We start from the raw sequence: 18,846 nt of genomic DNA, 5'->3' as shown, positions 1-18,846 counted from the left end.
CATCCACGAGATCTTCCCGGACAGCGCAGACGGCTCCACCCAGCTGCCCCGTAGACAGTCAGGCAGCTCGCCCCAAGGCTTGGCCGTGACGCTGCTGGCCGACTACACAATTCAGGGCCGCACCTGGCTACCCTCCGCCGCTCTCGTGGCGCTGCTCGCCGAATCGGGCGTCAACACGGCCGGGGCGCGGACGGCCATCAGCCGCCTGGCTCGCCGCGGAGTGCTTGAGACCAGCCGACAGGGACGTCACAGCTTCTACCGCTTGACCCAGCCCGCCGCCGACAACCTCGCACGGGGTGCACGTCGGATCGCGGCCTTCGTCGGACAGGCCGAGTCGTGGGACGGCTGGTGGACGCTTGTCGCCTTCTCCCTACCGAAGGAGGCAAGCGCCGAGCGACGCGCACTCCGCGGACAGCTTCGATGGCTCGGGTACGCGCCCCTGTACGACGGACTGTGGGTATCACCGCACAATCTCGGCCGCACGCCCAGAACGAAGCTCTCCGCGATCGCGCTCGGCGCCACGACGGTGTTCCGCGCACGGCATGTGGAAATCGAGGCGGTCACCAATCGGGTACCGATCGACGCCTGGGACACCGCCGCGGTCGTTCGCCAGTACGACTCCTTCGTCCGACGCTGGGATGCCCTGTTGCCGGGTGTCCAGTCGGGAGACGTCACGGCGGCGGCGGCGGTACGGGCGCGCACCGAGGTGATGGATGCCTATCGGCGCTTCCCCATTGTGGATCCGCTGCTGCCGATCGAGCTGATGCCTGCGGGATGGCCCAGGAGGGACGCGCGAGCGGTGTTCGTCGCGGTGTACGACGGGCTCGCCGAGCCCGCGGAGCAGCACGTGCGTGCCGTCGCTCACCGGTACGCCACCGGGCCGCAACCCGACATCCGGGCACACCGCGTCGACCAGCTTGGCGACCTCTGGGCCGATTGCGGCAACCCTCACCTTGTTGCGGCGCTGGAGGAGATGAACCAATAGGGTCACCGGGTCGCTCTGGAGCGTCCCGGCGTCGAGGCCAGTGCGGAAACGGCCGCTCCGACGGGGGCAGGAACTGCGCAATGCCGACCCGTGGGGTGAGGTGTCTGGGTGACGAGGGCGGGCCCGGCGTGGTGCCGGGCCCGCCCGTTTGCATCCGGCCTGCTCAGGTCGTGATCATCCGGTGAGGGCGGCGAGTCGGAATTGTTGGTTGGTTTGTGCGTGGCAGTCGTAGAGCTGGATCTGGGCGCCGTTGTTGGTGCTCCAGACGTCCAGGCATCGTCCGGATTGGACGTTGGTGATGGTGCCGTTGGTGTTGAGGTTCCACTGTTGGTTTGTTTGGTTGTGGCAGGTGTAGATCTGGACTGCGGCGCCGTTGCCGGTGCCTGCCGCGTCGAGGCACATGGTGCCGTACACCTGGAGTTGTTTGGTTGTGGTGTAGGTCCAGGCTTGGTTGGTTTGTTTGTTGCAGTCGTAGAGCTGTACGCGGGTGCCGTTGTTGCGTGAGGCGTTGGGTACGTCGATGCATCGGTTGGACTGGGTGCCGATGATTTCGCTGGCGGAGCCGGGTGGGGCGGTGGGCGTCGGGGTGGGGGTCGGCGGATCGGTGGGGGTCGGCGTCGAGGTGGGCGGCGTCGAGGGCAGCAACGGGCAGGTGCTGCGGTAGGTGACCACGCCGCTGGAGTCCAGCAGTGGGCAGAGGAACTGGCTGTACCGGGCGTCGTTGTCGATGAACATCTTGACGAACGGCAGCATGGTCCGGACCATCACCGGGTTCGACCGCCCGACCATGAATCCATGATCGGCACCGGCGACCTCCAGGTAGACGCTCTCCGTCGTGGTGGGGAGGCTGTTGTACAGGCCGGTGGCGTAGGACGGGGTGACCACCGTGTCCGCCTGCCCAGAGAAGATCATCGTCGGTACCCGGTCGTTGGCCAGGTTCGACGACGGCGAGTACGGCGCGATGCCGACCACTGCCTTCAACGACGAGCGCCGGGTTGCTGCGCTCAGCGCACCGCCGCCGCCCATGGAGTGACCGGCGACCGCCAGTCGGTTGGGGTCGACCCGGTCGCGTACCGGGCTCTGCTGGGTGAGGTAGTCCAGCGCGGCGAGCAACTGGGTGCCTCGGGCCGTGTCGAAGTCGTTGCGGCTGTTGGTCTCGATGCCGATCACGACGAAGCCGTGGGAGGCCAGCCACGGTCCCATCCAGGCCAGTTCGGCGGAGAACAACGCGGTGTAACCCGGCGAGATCGCGATGGCCCCGAATGTGCCCTGGCTGGTGTCGGTCGGGTAGTAGATCCTGCCGCCGTTGAAGCCGTACCCGGTCGGGACGCTGACCGAGGTGTTGGCGAAGGGGCCGTTCACGGCGGTGACGCTGGTCCGGGTGGGGTCGGGGCCGCGCTGGTACGGGTTGTCGGCGGCCGACGCCGACCCGGTCGCCAAGGTGATGGTGAGCAGTCCGACCGCGGCTGCGATCCCGGCCGCGGCGATCTTGAACAGTCGTCCCCGAGAGCCGGGCGACACGGGCGGGGGGTGGTCTGCGGTTCCTCGCACTGTCGGTACCTCCTGGTGGTGGGGTGCAGGACGGGCGGGCTCGGTGTTGTGCCGAGCCCGCCCGCCCCGGCGTTGGCCGATCGTCAGCGTTGCAGCGTCAGCAGACCCGGCCGGTACGGCAGGAGGCCGTAGTCACCGCCCGAGCTGGGAGAACGCCCCTGGTAGAGCAGTTGCAGGTTGCAGGCGTCGACTGTCATGGTCTGATCGGCGTTGCTGCGGATCAGTTCGCCGTGACTGATGTCGTTGGTCCAGGTGGCACCGCTGTTGGCCTTGCCAGCGAAGGGGTTGCTCTCCGACGTGGCCTGCGGCGTCCACGTGCCACCCAGGCTGGTGGCCGTGAACGATCGGAAGTAGCGCCCGTTCGCGCCGATCGCCTCGACGAGCATGAGGTAACGGTTCTGCCCCTGGAGCTTGTAGACCTGCACCCCTTCGAACAGGTTGTTCGTCGAGTCGGTCATGATCGTCGTGTAGTTCGACCCGAAGCTGCCCGGGAAGTTCCCGATGGGCATGCTGGCCCGGTAGATCCTGCCGTTGTCCCCGGCGAAGAACAGGTACATGTTCTGGTCGTCACCGATGAGCGCCTGGTCGATCGGGCCGGTGCTGGAGTTGGAGATGCTTCCGGTGAACAGCGTCTGCGCCGCGGACCAACTGTTCACGTTGGTCGGGTCGGTCGAGGTGCGGTAGGAGAACGCCGGCCCACCCCACTGATAGGCCAGCACCCAGACGTTGCGCGGCGCGAAGTAGAACAACGACGGCGCGACCGCGGCGAACGGCATCTGATTCTGCGACGCCGACCCCATCTGGTTCCAGTTCGAGAAGAGGCCGAAGTTCATCGAGCCCCACGTCGTTCCCGTGTCGTGGGTCGTCGCGTAGACCAACTGCTGGCCGTTGTACGGCGCGTGCGTGAAGTCCTTCAGCGACACCCACCCCGACCTCGGCTGCGCCAACGCGCCCGTCGACGACCAGCGGTACGACGAAGGAAGGTCACACGTACCGCCGGGTGGTGGCGTCGTCGGCGTCGGCGTGGGCGTCTGGGTGGGGCCGCCGAGGGAGGCGAGCCGGAACTGCTGGTTGCTCTGGCCGTGGCAGTCGTAGAGCTGGACCTGGGCGCCGTTGGTGGTGCTCCACACGTCCAGGCAGCGTCCGGACTGGACGCTGCTGATGGTGCCGTTGGAGTTGACGTTCCACTGTTGGTTGGTCTGGCTGTGGCAGCTGTAGATCTGGACGGCGGCGCCGTTGCCGGTGCCTGCCGCGTCGAGACACATGTTGCCGTACACCTGGAGTTGTTTGCCTGAGGTGTAGGTCCAGGCCTGGTTGGTTTGCTTGTTGCAGTCGTAGAGCTGCACCCGGGTGCCGTTGGTGGTAGCCGCGTTGGGTACGTCGATGCACCGCCCCGACTGCGTGCCGACGATCTCGCTGGCGGAGCCCGGTGGGACGGTGGGGGTGGGGCCCGGCGTGGTGGGCGTGGGAGTGGGGCCGGGGCCGGCGCTGTTCAGCGCCTCCAGGGTGGCCGTGTACGCGGCCTTCTTGTTGCCGTTGCACTCGAAGAGCAGTGGAGTGCCGCCGGAGCGCCACGAGTCGCAGTCGCGCACACCCCACACGGTGACCCCGTTGCAGCGAGCCACGGCCAGGCAGTCGTTGACCACGTTGCGGTAGGTGTTGGCCTGCGTCGTGCCGGATCCCTCGATGTCCAACTCGGTGATCTGCACGTCCACCCCGAGGGCGGCGAAGCTGGACAGCGTCGTGCGGTAGTTGCTGTTGTACGGCGAGTTGGCGTTGAAGTGCGACTGGAACCCGACGCAGTCGATCGGCACGCCACGAGACTTGAAGTCGCGCACCATGTTGTACACGGCCTGGGTCTTGGCCCAGGTCCAGTTGTCGGTGTTGTAGTCGTTGTAGCAGAGCTTCGCGTTCGGGTCCGCCGCGTCGGCGGCACGGAACGCGGCCTCGATCCAGTCATTGCCGGTGCGCTGCAGGTTCGAGTTGCGACGGGCGCCGCTGTTGCCGTCCTCGAACGCCTCGTTCACCACGTCCCACGAGTCGATCTTGCCGCGGTAGTAGCTGGCCACTCGGGTGACGTGGTTCAGCATCGCGTTCCGCAGCGTGGTGCCCTCCATGCTCTGCATCCAGCCCGGCTGCTGCGAGTACCAGGCCAAGGTGTGGCCCCGGACCTTCCAACCCCGGGAGATGGCGTGGTTCACGATCCGGTCCGCGTTGCCGAAGGTGAAGTTGTTCTGCTGCGGCTCGGTCGCGTCGATCTTCATTTCGTTCTCGGGAGTGACGCTGTTGAACTCGCGGTTCAGGATCGTCGTGTAGGCGCTGTCGCCGAGCTTGTTCGCGGCGACGGCGGCACCGAAGTACCGGCCGGACTGGGCTGCGGCGGCTCCGAGGGTCGTCTCGGCGGCCTGGGCGAGATTGGGCACCAGCGACACGACCAGGCCCAGAATTATCGCGGCCGTTCCGGAAAATGTGAGTGTTCGTAGTCGGGTGCGCCCGATGGGACGGGTCCGGGAAACCATGCTGATCCTCCAGTGGTGGGATAGGAAATTCCTGTCGCTGTTCCAGTGGGAGGCCCCGCTCGAGCGGCGGCGGCCACGATGCTGAGTCCGCCCGAGCGGGCCGGGACTCACGTCAGGCGTACGCCCGGATGCGAGTCGACTCGGGCTACCTGGCCAGCGGGTGAAGATTGCGACGAGTGGGTCCGGTCGCCCGTCGGGGGAGTGGTTGCGGGTGCTGGGCTCTTTCGGTGGTGGACGTGGTCACCTGGCAGGTGGTTGGGCCTGACGGTCGCGTGCGGCGCCTCCAGTGCTGAAGGGATCTTGTTAACGTTCACAGCGATCGATGGCTCCCAGGTTGACAGAAAGTTCCAGGATTCTCAACCGGTAGTTTCGGGCCTGTTACGGATCAGAACAGTTCGGCTTGAGCCTTCGACCGAACAAGATCAACCGACCGTGCGGTAGCGCCCGCGAAAGCTCGCAGCGCACCAGCCGAGTCACGAGGGTCTATGGCTTGCGAAGTGTTAGCGGTAACAGCTACCGTCGGCCGCAGAAGCGAAGGGCACGCTTCCACGCTTCACTCGACTCGCGCCGACCGCCGAGGCGGTTCACGGGCAGCGCGGCTGGTCACTCCGGGCATCCTGGTTGGCATTCGCACCGCCGGGTCAGGCTGACCGCCGACTCATCGGCAGCCACGGCCGCCACCGTCCACCTCCGCGTGGAGACCCGACCTGTTCCGTACCCGGTTCGGGCTTTCGTCCGGCCGGCCGGTGGGCTGCGGCCCGCAGATATCTGGATCAAGGGCGACGGCACAGCCGCCTGCACGTGCGGACCCCACCCAGGCGTCACCACGGCGAGGAGTTCTCCTGATGAATTCGAAGTACCTTCGAGCGACATACCGACGGGTCAGTCTCGTCGTCGGCGCGGTGATCACACTGCTGGCGGCGGGCCTGATGGTCGCCGGCAACGCCCAGGCGGCGGCCGGCTGCCAGGTGGCGTACACCGTGCCGTCGCAGTGGCAGGGCGGTTTCACCGCCGACGTGAAGGTCACCAACCTCGGCGACGCGGTCAACGGCTGGAGCCTGACCTGGACGTTCCCGTCCGGTCAGCGGGTCACCCAGGCCTGGAACGCGACGGTCACCTCGTCGGGTGACCAGGTCACCGCGAAGAACCTGAGCTACAACGCGGCCATCGGCACGAACGCGACGGTCTCGTTCGGCTTCAACGGGTCGTGGACGGGCGGCAACACCGCACCGACGTCGTTCGCCCTCAACGGGGTCACCTGCACGGGACGAGTGGGCGAGACCCCCACCCCCACCCCCACCGACCCGCCACCAGCGGGCGGCGACGCGATGGCGACGGTGGCGGCGATGCAGCCCGGGTGGAACCTGGGCAACACCATGGACGCGATCCCCGACGAGACCGCGTGGGGTAACCCGCTGGTCACCCAGGCTCTGCTACGGCAGATCAAGTCGCAGGGCTACAACAGCATCCGGATACCGGTGACCTGGAGCAACCACCACGGGCCCGCCCCGACGTACACCATCGACACGGTGTGGTTGAGCCGCGTTCGCCAGGTGGTCGACTGGGCGCTGGCGGAGAACCTCTACGTGCTGGTCAACCTGCACCACGACTCCTGGCAGTGGATCAACGGCTATCCGGGTGACCGGACGAACGTCATGAACCGTTACACCGCGCTGTGGACCCAGATCGCCACCACGTTCCGCGGCCACTCGTCGAAGCTGGTCTTCGAGAGCATCAACGAACCGCAGTTCGCCGGCACGTCCGGTGACGCCCAGAGCGACGAGGTGCTGCGCGAGCTGAACGTCGCGTTCGTCCGGCTCGTGCGTCAGTCCGGTGGGAACAACGCCACCCGCCTGCTCGTGCTGCCCACCCTGAACACCAACTCCAACCAGGCCCAGCTCGACGCGTTGGCGACCACGATCAGCCAGCTGGGCGACAGGAACATCGCGGCGACCGTCCACTTCTACGGGTGGTGGCCGTTCAGCGTCAACATCGCCGGCGGTACCCGATACGACGCCAACGTCGAGCAGGACATGGTCGACGGCTTCGACCGGGTGCACAACACCTTCGTCGCCAGGGGCATCCCGGTGATCGTCGGCGAGTGGGCCCTGCTCAGCTACGACTACACCCGGCCTGGCATCATCGAGCGTGGTGAGCTGCTCAAGTTCTTCGAGGCCGTCGGCTACCAGGCACGGACCCGAAAACTCACCACCATGCTCTGGGATGCCGGGTCGTTCCTCAACCGTAACGACCTCCAGTGGCGCGACCCCGGCCTGTACGCCCTGATGAAGGCGAGCTGGACCACCCGGTCCGCGACCGCGTCGTCCGACCAGATCTACGTACGCCGGACCGGCACCATCACCAGCAGGTCCCTCACCCTGAACCTCAACGGGGCCTCGTTCCGGAGCCTGCGACAGGGCAGCACCGTTCTGACCAGCGGCACCGACTACACCGTCTCCGGCACCACGCTGACCCTGACCAGCGCGGCGCTGACCCGGCTGGTCGGCAACCGATCCCCGGGCGTCAACGCCAACCTCGAGGCGCACTTCTCACAGGGTGTGCCCTGGCCGATCAGCATCATCTCCTACGACCCGCCGACGCAGACCGCGGCCACCGGCACGACCAACTCGTTCACCATCCCCACCCAGTTCCGTGGTGACCTGCTGGCCACCATGGAGGCCAAGTACGCCGACGGCAGCCCTGCCGGGCCGGCCAACTGGACCTCGTACAAGGAGTTCTGGAGCAACTTCCAACCGGACTACGCGGCGAACACCATCCTGCTGAAGCCGGAGTTCTTCGCCGAGGTCAACGACGGCTCGACCGTCACTCTCACGTTCCACTTCTGGAGCGGCACACAGATCACGTACCGCGTGACGAAGTCGGGGACGTCGGTCACCGGCAGCGTCTCCTGACCGGAGCGAACACCGACGTTCGGTGGCCAGGGCGTCGACGATGCCCTGGCCACCACCTGTCTCTGGTGGCGAAAGGCGGCGAAAGGTCGGCATTGGCGCGTGGTGAACGACGGGTATCCCGGACGGCGTTACTACGCCGATCATTGCCCGGAGATCGATATGAGTCATTCTCACCTCCGCGTGGAACGCCCGGGCGCGGAGGGCGAGACGTGGCACCGGAAGCCGGGCGTAACCGAACGGCCCGACTCCGCGTCCCCGGAGGATCGCCATGCCCCGTACCGCTCTCCGCAACCGGCTCGCGGCGTTCACCGCCGCCGTCCTGACCGCGAGCGTCCTGACGGTGACCCCGCCGTCACCGGCGCTGGCCGCCAGCACGTTCGCCGCCAACGACTACTGCCTCGGCCAGTGCGCCGACATCCTGCCTCCCGGGCAGAACGGCAACGCCACGCTGGTCGCCATCCTGGCGCACCAGGCGCTCGGCACCCGCCCGGCGCACTCCAGCGACCAGCTCGACGAGTACGCGAACCTGGTCTACAACTACGCCGGGCTGACCGACGAGCAGATCGCCCACTTCTACAACGACGCCTCGTTCGGCGTTCCGGCCGCGCAGGTGGAGAGCACCATCTCCCCGCGTGCCGATGTCACCATCGTGCGGGACAAGGCCACCGGCGTTCCGCACATCACCGGCACCACCCGCGCCGGCACCATGTTCGGCGCCGGCTACGCCGGAGCTCAGGACCGGCTCTGGGTGATGGACCTGCTGCGGCATGTCGGCCGCGGCAACGTCACCTCCTTCGCCGGCGGCGCGCCGGGCAACCGAGAGCTGGAACAGAGCGTCTGGGCCAACTCGCCCTACACCGAGGCGGACCTCCAGGCCCAGGTGGACGCCCTGCGCACCAAGGGCGCCCGGGGCCAGCAGCTCTACACCGACGTGGTCGACTACATCGCCGGCATCAACGCCTACATCGACAAGTCGATCGCCGAAGACAACTACCCGGGCGAGTACGTGCTCGCCGGCGCCGGCAAGCCGAAGCACTTCACCATGACCGACCTCATCGCCACCGCCGGTGTCGTCGGCGGTCTCTTCGGCGGGGGCGGAGGCAGCGAGATCCAGTCCGCGCTGGTCCGGGTGGCCGCCCGAGCCAAGTACGGCACCACCGAGGGCGACCGGGTCTGGCAGGCGTTCCGGTCGCAGAACGACCCGGAGACCGTGCTCACCCTGCACGACGGGCAGAGCTTCCCGTACGGGGCGACGCCGCCGGGCGCGACCAGCGCGGTGCTCCCCGACGCCGGCTCGGTGGTCGCCGAGCCCCTCGCGTACGACGCCAGCGGCGGGGCCGCCGCCCGCACCGGCACCAGCACCGCCACCCAGGGGCTGCTGGGTGGCCTGTCCAACCTGCGCGCACACGGCATGTCCAACGCGGTGGTCGTCTCCGGACGGCACACCACCACCGGCAACCCGGTCGCCGTGTTCGGGCCGCAGACCGGCTACTTCGCGCCGCAACTGCTGATGCTCCAGGAGCTGCAGGGGCCGGGGATCAGCGCGCGCGGCGCCGCGTTCGCCGGGCTCAACCTCTACGTGCTGCTCGGCCGGGGCCAGGACTACGCCTGGAGTGCCACCTCCGCCTCGCAGGACCTCACCGACACGTACGCGGTGCCGTTGTGCACCACCGACGGCAGCGCCCCGACGCTGCGGTCCAACCGCTACCTCTACCACGGGCAGTGCCTCGCCATGGAGGCGCTGGAGCAGCGCAACTCCTGGTCCCCGACGCTTGCCGACTCCACGCCGGCCGGCTCGTACACGCTGCGCGCGCTGCGCACCAAGTATGGGCTGGTGGCCTACCGAGGGCTGGTGAACGGGCAGCCGACCGTGTTCACCAAGCTGCGCTCGACCTACCGGCACGAGGCTGACTCGGCGATCGGGTTCCAGGCCTACAACGATCCGTCGGCGATGGGCAGCGCGGCGGCCTTCCAGGCGTCCGCGGCCGACGTCGGGTACGCGTTCAACTGGTTCTACGTCAACTCGACCGAGGCCGCGTACTTCAACTCCGGCGCGAACCCGGTCCGTCCGGCCACCGCCGACCCGAACCTGCCCACGAGGGCCGAGCCGGCGTACGAGTGGGCCGGCTGGAACCCGGACACCAACGACGCCACCTACACCCCGGCGTCGGCGCATCCGCAGTCGGTCAACCAGGACTACTACGTCAGCTGGAACAACAAGCAGGCACGGGACTTCGGGGCCGCGGACGGCAACTTCAGCTTCGGCTCCGTACACCGGGGTCAGCTCCTCGACGGCCCGGTGCGCGCCGCGATCGCCCAGCGGAAGCTCGGCCGCGCCGACGTCGTCAAGATCATGGCGGATGCGGCGGTGACCGACCTGCGCGGCCAGCAGGTTCTCGGCGACCTGCTGCGGGTGCTGGACAGCACGTCGGTCACCGACCCGGCGCTGGCCGACGCGGTGGGCAAGCTGCGGGCCTGGCAGCAGGCCGGTGCCCGCCGGGTGGAGACGTCCCCCGGCTCCAAGGTCTACCAGCACGCCGACGCCATCCGGATCTTCGACGCCTGGTGGCCGCTGCTGGCCTCGGCGCAGTTCCGCCACGGCCTCGGACCGGACCTCTACGCCGCGCTGGTCGACGCCATCGAGGTGAACGAGGCGCCGTCGGGTGGCCAGAACGGGGGGCGCGACGGCACCGCGAGTTGGGCCCCGCAGGGTCAGGCACACAAGGGCTCGTCGTTCCAGTACGGCTGGTGGGGCTACGTCGACAAGGACCTGCGCACCGTGCTCGGCGACCCCGTCGCCGGTGGGCTGGGCCGCGCGTACTGCGGCAACGGCGACCTCGGCGCGTGCCGGCAGGCCATGCTGGACACTCTCGGCCAGGCCGCAGCGGTGCCGGCCACCACGGTCTACCCGGGCGACAAGTCCTGCGGGGCCGGCGACCAGTGGTGCGCCGACTCGATCGCCCAGTCCGGGCTCGGCGGCATCACCCACCCGCTGATCGCCTGGCAGAACCGCCCCACCTACCAGCAGGTCGTCTCGTTCCCGGCGCGCCGGGGCGACGACGTCGCCAACCTGGCCCAGGGTCGCCCGACCACAGCGTCGAGCACCCAGTTCCTGACCAGCCACACCCCGGGCAAGGCGGTCGACGGCAGTCTCAGCAGCCGCTGGGCCAGCAGCTACAACGACAACCAGTGGATCCGGGTCGACCTCGGCGCGGCTCGCACCGTCAGCCGGGCGGTGCTGCGCTGGGAGTCCGCCTACGCCACCTCGTACCGGATCGAGGTCTCCGGCGACGGCAGCTCCTGGACCCCGGTGTTCACCACCACCACCGGCAACGGTGGCGTCGACAACGCCACCTTCGTCCCGGTCAACGCCCGCTACGTGCGGGTGTACGGGGTCAAGCGAGCCACCTCGTACGGGTTCTCGCTCCACGAATTCGAGCTGTACGGACGCTGACCTCGCCCGGAGGGGGCGGCGGGAACCACTCGCCGGCCCCTCCGGGGGCGTGGGCGGTAGGCGGTTTCACGGCCTTGAGCAGGATCGGGGAAATCGCTTGTCGGTAGTAGCCCTGCCTGCCTAGCCTGCTGGCTGTGCGCACTCTTCACCTTCCGATTCACCAGGTGCACCGGTGAGTGGTCGTCTTCGTGAGATCGCCCGGCAGACGGTGGCGATCGCCGAGTCGGGACGCTACCGCAGTGGCACCGGTGCCGAGGTCGTCATCGGCGGAGCGGTACGCGCCGCGGTCGCCGGCACTCGTCATCACCTACCGGACGAGACGCTCGCGGTGAGCGACGCGGAGTGCGGCGCCGGCAAGGTGGAGGTGACACACGAGTCGACGTTGCAGGCGGCCCAGCGGCTTGGGCCCGGTGCCGCGTGTCTGGTGTTCGCGTCGGCGAAGAACCCGGGTGGCGGGTTCCTGGGCGGGGCGAAGGCGCAGGAGGAGAGCATCGCTCGCGCATCGGCGCTCTACCCGTGTCTGCTCGCCGTGCCGGAGTTCTACGAGTTCCATCGCGCTCAGCGGGATCTGCGTTACAGCGACAGGGTCATCTACTCCCCGCTCGTGCCGGTGTTCCGGGACGACAAGGGCAACCTGCTCGAGCAGCCGTACACCACGTCGTTTCTGACGGCTGCGGCGCCGAACCTCGGCGCGATCGTGCGTAACCAGCCCGCGGATGCCGCAGACGTGCCGGCTGTACTGAACCAGCGTGCACGGCGGGTGCTGGAGGTCGCGGCTGCGCACGGGTGCCGAACGATCGTGTTGGGTGGGTGGGGGTGCGGGGTGTTCCGCAACGATCCCGCCACGGTGGCCGACGCGTTCGCCGAAGCGCTGCACGTGGTCGACCGATTCGACCGCGTGGTGTTCGCCATCCGTGACGGCCTACCGGGTACACCGGTGTATCGCACGTTCGTGGAGCGCTTTCCAGGAGCCGCCGTGGAGTCGCCGGGCGGCAACGATCGAGGGTAAGCATCGCAGGGCACGTCGCGGCTGGGCGGACTGCGGGATGCTGGCGACCTTGCCCAAATCATCTTAGTCATTAAGATAACTGCATGGGCATATCGACGGACTTCTCGGTGGCAATCGCCGGCGCGGGCCTCTCCGGCCTCTGCCTCGCCCAGTACCTGACGCGCGCCGGCATCGACGTGCACGTCTACGAGCGGGATCCGGGCCCCTTCGTCCGGCGGCAGGGCTACCGGATCATCCTCGACCGGTACGGGCTGGAGGCGCTGCGCGAGAGCCTGCCCCGCCAGCTGTACAACCTGGCGCTGGCCACCGGCGACGAGCCCGGCGGGCACCTACGCTTCACCGACAGCCGGCTGCGGGACGCATTCACCATCACCTTCAAGGACGAGCCGCACGCGACCCGCCAGGTCGACCGGCTGACCCTGCGGTCGATCCTGCAGTCCGGGCTGGACGGGCGCATCCACTACGGCAAGGAAGCCGTCGCGGTGGACAGCGGCGGCCCGGCCGGGCTGCGGCTGCGGTTCTCCGACGGCGGGGCCGCCGCGGCAACCGTCGTCGTGGGCGCGGACGGCGTCGGCTCGGCGCTGCGCGCGCAGCTCATGCCGGACGCGGACCCGGCGAGCACCCCGATGGCGGGCATCTACGGACGGTCGCCCCTGCGGCGCAACGGCGAGAGCGTCATCCCGGACGCGCTGCGTACCAGCGGGGTTTTGGCCATCGCCGACCGGCCGGGCCGCGCCTTCTTCTTCACCTCCATGCGGTTCGGCGAGAGCCCGCAGGAGGCGTTCGCGCGCCTGGCCCCGGGGACGTACGCGCCCACCGGCTACGACTACGTCATGTGGGGTCTGCTGCTCCGGCAGGAGGAGGTGCCCAGCGGCGTCCGTGGGGACCTGCTGGCGCTGTGGCGACTGGCCTCCCGGATGAGTGCGGACTTCCACCCGGTCGTCCGGCGGCTGGTCGGCACGGCCGAGCTGGACGCCACGGTGCTCAACCTCTTCGCCACCGGCCGACGCCCGCGCCGGTGGGCGGTGCCCCGGGCGACGATGATGGGCGACGCCGTGCACGTCATGCCGCCGTTCGGCGCTCACGGCGGCAACACGGCGCTGCGCGACGCCGCGCTGCTCGGCCGCCGGCTGGCCGAGGCCCGGACGAGCGGCACGCCGGTGGAGGAGGCGATCGCCGGCTACCAGGACGAGATGGTGCCCTACGCCTTCCGCGCCGTCGACACCGCCGCCGGGCTGATGCGCCGCCTCACCGGCGGCGCGGTCGCACCCCACTGGGTGCTGACCCGCGTGTTACCTCGGCTGCACCGGGTCACCGTGCCGGAGGCATGATTGCGGGCATGTCCCACGAGCCGGCCCGTGCGTCCGCGATGGCCGACCTCATGCGAGCCGGGCGGGAGATGTCGCGGCTGTCCATGGTGTTCCGGTACGCCATCGCGGAGCGGCTGGGCCTCACCGTGAGCGACCTGGAGTGCCTGGACTACCTGGCGGACGTCGAGTCCGCCACTGCCGGGCAGATCGCCGAGCGGACCAACCTCACCACCGGGGCGGTGACAAGCATGCTGCGCCGGCTCCAGCAGGCGGGCTACGTGACGGCCGAGCGCGATCCGGCGGACCGGCGGCGGGTGATCGTCACCCTGCGGCCGGAGCGGATCGCCGAGTTGACGCGACCGTACGAGCGGTTCGCCGAGGGGGCGGAGCGGCTCATCGAGGGCTACAGCGTCGAGGAGGTCATGCTGCTGGTCCGACACTACGACCGCATGCAGGCGATGTACCTCGCTGAGTTGGACCACCTCCGCGGCGGCGACACCGCCCAGCGGTCCGCCTGAGGCAGCGTTGGGCCCGGACCGGGGGAGTGGCAGGCGGGCTTTCCGGGTGGGGGCGTCGCTTCACTGAGCGCCACCGGGTGTTTGTCCTCGGTGTACGACGCACGAATAATCGTGGTGCAGAAGACCACGCGAGCGCTGAAGGGGGACGGAGTGGCGCCGCCGACGGCCGCCCTCCCATCAACCTATGGGTATTGATCATCACGGCCGGACCCAACGGCTGGACTGGGAAGATGTGACACTCCGGAAGTGGGACTGCACCGTCCTGTGGTCGGATCCCACGGATCCGGAGCAGGGCATCGTGCTGGACCGATCCGCGTTCTACCCCGGCGGCGGCGGCCAGCCGCCGGACCACGGCGTGCTGATCTGGCAGGGTGTGCAGACGCGGATCGTCGGCACCCGCAAGGGCGACGACCTCTACCTGTTGCCTGCGCCCGGGGACCCGGTGCCCGCGGTCGGCACCACGGTGACCGGGGCGATCGACGACGATCGGCGTACCTCGCTCATGCGCACCCACTCGGGCCTGCACGTGCTCTGTGGCACCGTCTTCCGCGACTTCAACGTTCTGGTGACCGGTGGCAACATGGAGCCCGGCGAGGCCCGGATGGACTTCAACCTGCCGGAGGTCCCGCCGGGCTTCAAGCAGACCCTGGAGGACGCGGTGAACGCCGAGATCGCCGCCGACCGCAAGATCGTCGTTCGGATGCTCACCCGGGACGAGGCGAACGCCACGCCCGATCTGGTGCGGACGCAGTTCACGGCACCGCCGGATCTGCCTCAGGTGCGGGTGGTGGACATCGTCGGGCTCGATGTGCAGGCGGATGGGGGCACCCACGTGGCCTCGACCGGCCAGATCGGCCGGGTGACCGTCACCAAGGTCGAGAGCAAGGGCCGGCAGAATCGGCGGGTCCGGATCAAACTCGGTTCCTGAACGGGTGCCGGTGGTGAGGTGCAACGCCGGCTCTTCAGGTGGCGCAGCCGGTCGTCCGGCTTGAGCCGTGCGCGGTGTTGTTCGGCACCCGCTGTCGGGTCAGCACCGGAGGAAGGATCCGGCCCAGGACGCCAACGCCCTGGGCCGGAGTGGTGCCGCGTCGCTGATCAGGCGATTCTGATGTCGCTGCACCACATGTAGGTCTGGTCCATGTGCGATGCCTTCCAGATCACGAACAGGACGTGGCTTCCGCTGCGTCCGGACGCCGAGACGTTGAACGAGATGTTCTGCGCTGGCGCGTACCGGCCGGTGGTCGCGATCAGGTCGAGGTTGCCCCACCCGACCTGCTGGGTGGCCGGGTTGAAGCCCTGCTTGGTGACGTACACCCGGAAGTAGTCAGCTCCGTGGCTGGCCTGGTCGTACAGCTGCACCGTGAAGTTGCTGCTGACGGTGGTCGCCTTCCATGCCCCGACCTGGTTCAGGGAGTTGTTCCGGGAGAGGCCGTTGCTGCAGAGCTGCCCGTCCGGGGTGCGGGCCTGGAACTGACCGCCGAGGCCGTCGCGCAGCTGGCTCATCCAGTTCCACATGGTGTCGGGGTTGGCCTGGAACGCCTGCCAACACATGGGGTCCTGCTGCTGCATGGCCGGGTTCATGTGCTGGTTGCCCCAGGTCTTCCAGCACTGATAGGCCCGACTCGCCGGGTTGATGATCGTGCCGTGTGCCTGGGCGGCGCCGGTGAAGGGCAGCGTGCCGACCACCATGGCGAACAGCAGGACGAGCGCCTGGAGGGGCCGACGGATGGCTGACCGGGACTGTCCACCGGATTGATCGGGCTTGTGTGAACGCACTGTTCATCCTCCCTGGTACTGGAGATTGGATTGGGAACGCTCCCAAGTCACTGTTACATCTATTGATGTAAATATCAATGCTGATCTATCTATAGGTGGATGTGGATCGAGCTGTCCGAGATCGCCGGATCCGGTGGACGGACGGGGTGCGGGTGCGACGCCCCGTCCGGCCTCCGGGACTGGTCAGAGCCCGGCTGCGGCGTCGTACCGGCGGCGCTGGTCGGCCATCTCCGAGGCGGTCAGCGCCTCCTTGAGCGCCAGCTCCTCGTACTTGTCCGGGAACATCTCCCGCAGCCGGTCGACGAACCTGACGTCGGCTGTCGCCTCGACCACCTGGATGCCCGGAGGTTGGGTGGACATATCCATGATCACCGGGCCGGCCAGCTTCACCGCCACGTCCCAGGGACGCTTCTGCTCGGCGACCCCGCAGAGGTGGAAGCCGTAGACCGTGCGCACGTCGGCGAGCACGGTGACCTCGGCCGGCTCGTAGCCGTAGACGTGGACCCCGCAGATCACTGGCGGCTTCTCCGTCCCGGTGGCCGCCTGCTGGGCACCGTGGCCTGCGTGGTTGTGCTGCTCCGGGTCCGCCTGTTCGAGCGTGGTACGCATCCGGGCCACGATCTGCGTCTGCAGGTCCGCCGGCTTAGCCGCCGGGTCGGAGCGGTTGGTCAGTACGACCGCGCCGGCTGACGTCGCCAGCAGGATCACCGCCACCCCCACCAGGCGGTGTCGGTACCACCCCACGAAACTCGCTCGGGAAATCATGACTGCTTCTCACCTCGTCGCCGGATCTGATGCGCTGGCAGGCCGAATCGGGCGCGTCTGGCGGGTCGCACATCGAGTGCGTCGGCCGCCGGAGACACGTGCCCGGGGGATGCGTACGGCGGGCGAGGTTGCCTGGCCGGCAGGATGCCCGTCGTCATGGAGATGGCCCGGCGCGGCGGCAGGCGAGCGCCTGCCCAAGCGGCGCGCTGCCGGCACTGCGATGCTCCCGTGCTTGCCGTTCCCGGCACGGTTGCCCCCGTGCCGCGGCGATATGAGTCATTCCAACACGTCTGAAGCCCTTCTGGCAACATTGACGAGTGTCAGTGCTGAACCGGCCGAACCGCTCCCGCTGGTGGGCCTGTGGGCATCGATCCTCAGGGCCCGGTTGCCATCAGCTCGTGGATGACCCGAGCCCGGCTGCCCGGGGGTGGTGTGCCGGCGGGGCGTCCCGAAGCCCGGCTCGCCGCGGACCATCCGCCCGTCGCCGCCGTCTCGCACCGACTCCAGGAATCGCCCGATCTGTGGCCAACCGCATCAACGCGAAGATCACCGACGTCTCGGCCAGTCACGCCCTCTACGCGACACAGCCCGGCGTCGTCTCCGACGTGATCATCACCGCCGCGTGGCGGCCTTCAGGGCGCCCTGTTCGCGGCAGGGGAGCCGCATCGCCGCATCGACGTGCTCGGCGCCTCCACCAGGGGCTGGTTGCTTCTTGGTGAAGGCCCGCGGCAACTGCTAGGAACGGCGCATCGCAACCCACCCGTCGTACGACGACGATCAAAGTATTCCAGCGGCCCTGGATGTCAGGAGTTGCCCCAACTGGCCGGCGAGCCTCGGGCGGATCGTCGCCCTGTCAGGCCGGGGATCGGCAGAACGCCGATAACGGCCAGGATCTGCCGCAGGCTGGTGATGAGCGCTCGGACGATGCTTCGTGACATCCAGGAAAGAGAGAGATCAAGGTGATCTTGCAGAAACACGCGGTCGGTGGTGAAGGGCTGGTGACCTCGGTCGAGGGACTCGGCACCATGGGCATGACCGCCATGTACGGCACCCCGGACGACGCCGAGTCCACCGCCACCGTGCACCGCGCACTCGAACTAGGCGTGACCTTGTTCGACACCGCCGACATGTACGGCCCGCTCACCGGCGAGGAACTGCTCGGCCGGGCACTGAGAGGGCGTCGCGATCAGGCCGCCATCGCGACCAAGTTCGGCGGTGTGACGTTCGATGATGCCGGCCGCATCATCGGCGGCGCTAACGGGCAGCCTGACTACGTGCGCAAGTCGCTGGAGGGATCGCTGCGCCGGCTCGGCACGGACTACATCGACCTGTACTTCCAGCACCGGGTCGATCCGAACGTACCGGTCGAGGAGACCTTCGGCGTGCTCGGCGAACTCGTCGCCGAAGGTAAGATCCGCTACCTCGGGATAAGTGAGGCGTCCCCGGAGAGCATTCGCGCCGCGCACGCCGCCGCGCCGCTGTCCGCGGTGCAGACCGAGTACTCGCTGTTCACTCGCAATGTCGAGATCAACGGTGTGCTCGACACGGTGCGTGAACTGGGTCTTGGGTTCGTGGCGTACGCACCGCTGGGCCGTGGATTCCTCACCGGCTCAGTTCGGACCCTCGAAGACCTGCCCGAGAACGACTGGCGTCGTACCTGGCCCCGATTCGCCGAGGAGAACCTGCGGCAGAACCTACTCCTGGTGGATCGGATCCGTGCCATCGCGGAACAGGCGGGGGTCACTCCGGGCCAGCTCGCATTGGCCTGGGTGTTGGCGCAGGGTGACCACATCACCGCAATTCCCGGCACCAAGCGCCGTACGTATCTGGAGGAGAACGTCGCTGCGGCGCAGCTCAAGGTTGATGTCGGCGTGTTCGATGAACTCGGTGCCGTCGCTCCGGTTGGCGCCGCCGCCGGCGCCCGTTACACCGGACCGGCAATGGCCGCAATTCAGGAGTAACGTCCGAGATCGACGGGATCTTCGCGGTGGGCCCCCCCCCCCCCGGGGGGGGCGGCGGCCACCGTGTCGTCTGCGGTCAGCCCGCG

The 18,846-nt window shown here is 68.6% G+C and carries 12 protein-coding genes; 8 read left to right on the top strand and 4 right to left on the bottom strand.

Annotated features, from left to right (window positions below; translation table 11 throughout):
* Positions 1 to 85 precede the first annotated feature (85 nt).
* On the top strand, positions 86 to 985 hold the full coding sequence (locus ABGB10_RS16555) for a PaaX family transcriptional regulator C-terminal domain-containing protein (protein WP_347661735.1): 900 nt from the start codon (positions 86 to 88) through the stop codon (positions 983 to 985).
* Between the two features lie 174 nt (positions 986 to 1,159).
* Here ABGB10_RS16555 and ABGB10_RS16550 read toward each other — a convergent pair whose 3' ends face one another.
* Both ABGB10_RS16550 and ABGB10_RS16545 read right to left on the bottom strand, forming a co-directional pair.
* Positions 1,160 to 2,506 carry a ricin-type beta-trefoil lectin domain protein gene (locus ABGB10_RS16550; RefSeq protein ID WP_347661734.1) on the bottom strand — a complete coding sequence of 449 codons (1,347 nt, stop codon included), beginning with the start codon at positions 2,504 to 2,506 and terminating at the stop codon, positions 1,160 to 1,162.
* A 113-nt stretch (positions 2,507 to 2,619) separates the two neighbouring features.
* Positions 2,620 to 4,968 (bottom strand): non-reducing end alpha-L-arabinofuranosidase family hydrolase, encoded by a 2,349-nt coding sequence (locus tag ABGB10_RS16545; RefSeq protein WP_347661733.1) that lies wholly within the window; start codon positions 4,966 to 4,968, stop codon positions 2,620 to 2,622.
* Positions 4,969 to 5,984: 1,016 nt separating this feature from the next.
* On the opposite strand from ABGB10_RS16545, the gene ABGB10_RS16540 reads away from it, so the two are divergent.
* The 6 genes from ABGB10_RS16540 (at position 5,985) to ABGB10_RS16515 (ending at position 15,186) form a co-directional block, all read left to right on the top strand.
* Positions 5,985 to 7,967, top strand: coding sequence for a cellulase family glycosylhydrolase (locus ABGB10_RS16540; protein WP_347661948.1), 1,983 nt, complete (start codon positions 5,985 to 5,987; stop codon positions 7,965 to 7,967).
* A gap of 268 nt (positions 7,968 to 8,235) precedes the next feature.
* Positions 8,236 to 11,421 (top strand): penicillin acylase family protein, encoded by a 3,186-nt coding sequence (locus ABGB10_RS16535; RefSeq protein ID WP_347661732.1) that lies wholly within the window; start codon positions 8,236 to 8,238, stop codon positions 11,419 to 11,421.
* Positions 11,422 to 11,593: 172 nt separating this feature from the next.
* Entirely contained in the window at positions 11,594 to 12,430 is an 837-nt protein-coding gene (locus tag ABGB10_RS16530) for a TIGR02452 family protein (RefSeq protein ID WP_347661731.1), read from the top strand.
* Positions 12,431 to 12,513: 83 nt separating this feature from the next.
* A complete protein-coding gene (locus tag ABGB10_RS16525) occupies positions 12,514 to 13,761 on the top strand; it encodes an NAD(P)/FAD-dependent oxidoreductase (protein WP_347661730.1) in 1,248 nt (415 codons plus the stop codon).
* Between the two features lie 8 nt (positions 13,762 to 13,769).
* Complete coding sequence (locus ABGB10_RS16520) at positions 13,770 to 14,258, top strand: MarR family transcriptional regulator (RefSeq protein ID WP_347661729.1); 489 nt, start codon at positions 13,770 to 13,772, stop codon at positions 14,256 to 14,258.
* 184 nt (positions 14,259 to 14,442) lie between these two features.
* Positions 14,443 to 15,186, top strand: a complete 744-nt coding sequence (locus tag ABGB10_RS16515) for an alanyl-tRNA editing protein (RefSeq protein ID WP_347661728.1) — start codon at positions 14,443 to 14,445, stop codon at positions 15,184 to 15,186.
* A gap of 167 nt (positions 15,187 to 15,353) precedes the next feature.
* On the opposite strand, the gene ABGB10_RS16510 is transcribed toward ABGB10_RS16515, so the two are convergent.
* Both ABGB10_RS16510 and ABGB10_RS16505 read right to left on the bottom strand, forming a co-directional pair.
* Positions 15,354 to 16,034: a lytic polysaccharide monooxygenase gene (locus ABGB10_RS16510; protein WP_347661727.1), complete on the bottom strand. Its 681-nt coding sequence runs from the start codon at positions 16,032 to 16,034 to the stop codon at positions 15,354 to 15,356.
* Positions 16,035 to 16,217: 183 nt separating this feature from the next.
* Positions 16,218 to 16,799, bottom strand: a complete 582-nt coding sequence (locus ABGB10_RS16505; RefSeq protein ID WP_347661726.1) for a hypothetical protein — start codon at positions 16,797 to 16,799, stop codon at positions 16,218 to 16,220.
* A 959-nt stretch (positions 16,800 to 17,758) separates the two neighbouring features.
* Here ABGB10_RS16505 and ABGB10_RS16500 point away from each other — a divergent pair.
* Positions 17,759 to 18,760: an aldo/keto reductase gene (locus tag ABGB10_RS16500; RefSeq protein ID WP_347661725.1), complete on the top strand. Its 1,002-nt coding sequence runs from the start codon at positions 17,759 to 17,761 to the stop codon at positions 18,758 to 18,760.
* The last annotated feature ends 86 nt before the right edge of the window (positions 18,761 to 18,846 follow it).

Origin of the sequence: Micromonospora sp. B9E7, assembly GCF_039871815.1 — a bacterium.
Taxonomy (GTDB): domain Bacteria; phylum Actinomycetota; class Actinomycetes; order Mycobacteriales; family Micromonosporaceae; genus Micromonospora.
This window is presented reverse-complemented; position numbering and strand designations above follow the sequence as displayed.

What these genes read in the sequence shown, in the direction of transcription:
- ABGB10_RS16540 (WP_347661948.1), top strand. Translation starts at nt 5,985, where the DNA reads ATGGTCGCCGGCAACGCCCAGGCGGCGGCCGGCTGCCAGGTGGCGTAC.
- ABGB10_RS16535 (WP_347661732.1), top strand. Translation starts at nt 8,236, where the DNA reads ATGCCCCGTACCGCTCTCCGCAACCGGCTCGCGGCGTTCACCGCCGCC.
- ABGB10_RS16525 (WP_347661730.1), top strand. Translation starts at nt 12,514, where the DNA reads ATGGGCATATCGACGGACTTCTCGGTGGCAATCGCCGGCGCGGGCCTC.
- ABGB10_RS16520 (WP_347661729.1), top strand. Translation starts at nt 13,770, where the DNA reads ATGTCCCACGAGCCGGCCCGTGCGTCCGCGATGGCCGACCTCATGCGA.
- ABGB10_RS16515 (WP_347661728.1), top strand. Translation starts at nt 14,443, where the DNA reads ATGGGTATTGATCATCACGGCCGGACCCAACGGCTGGACTGGGAAGAT.
- ABGB10_RS16505 (WP_347661726.1), bottom strand. Translation starts at nt 16,799, where the DNA reads ATGATTTCCCGAGCGAGTTTCGTGGGGTGGTACCGACACCGCCTGGTG.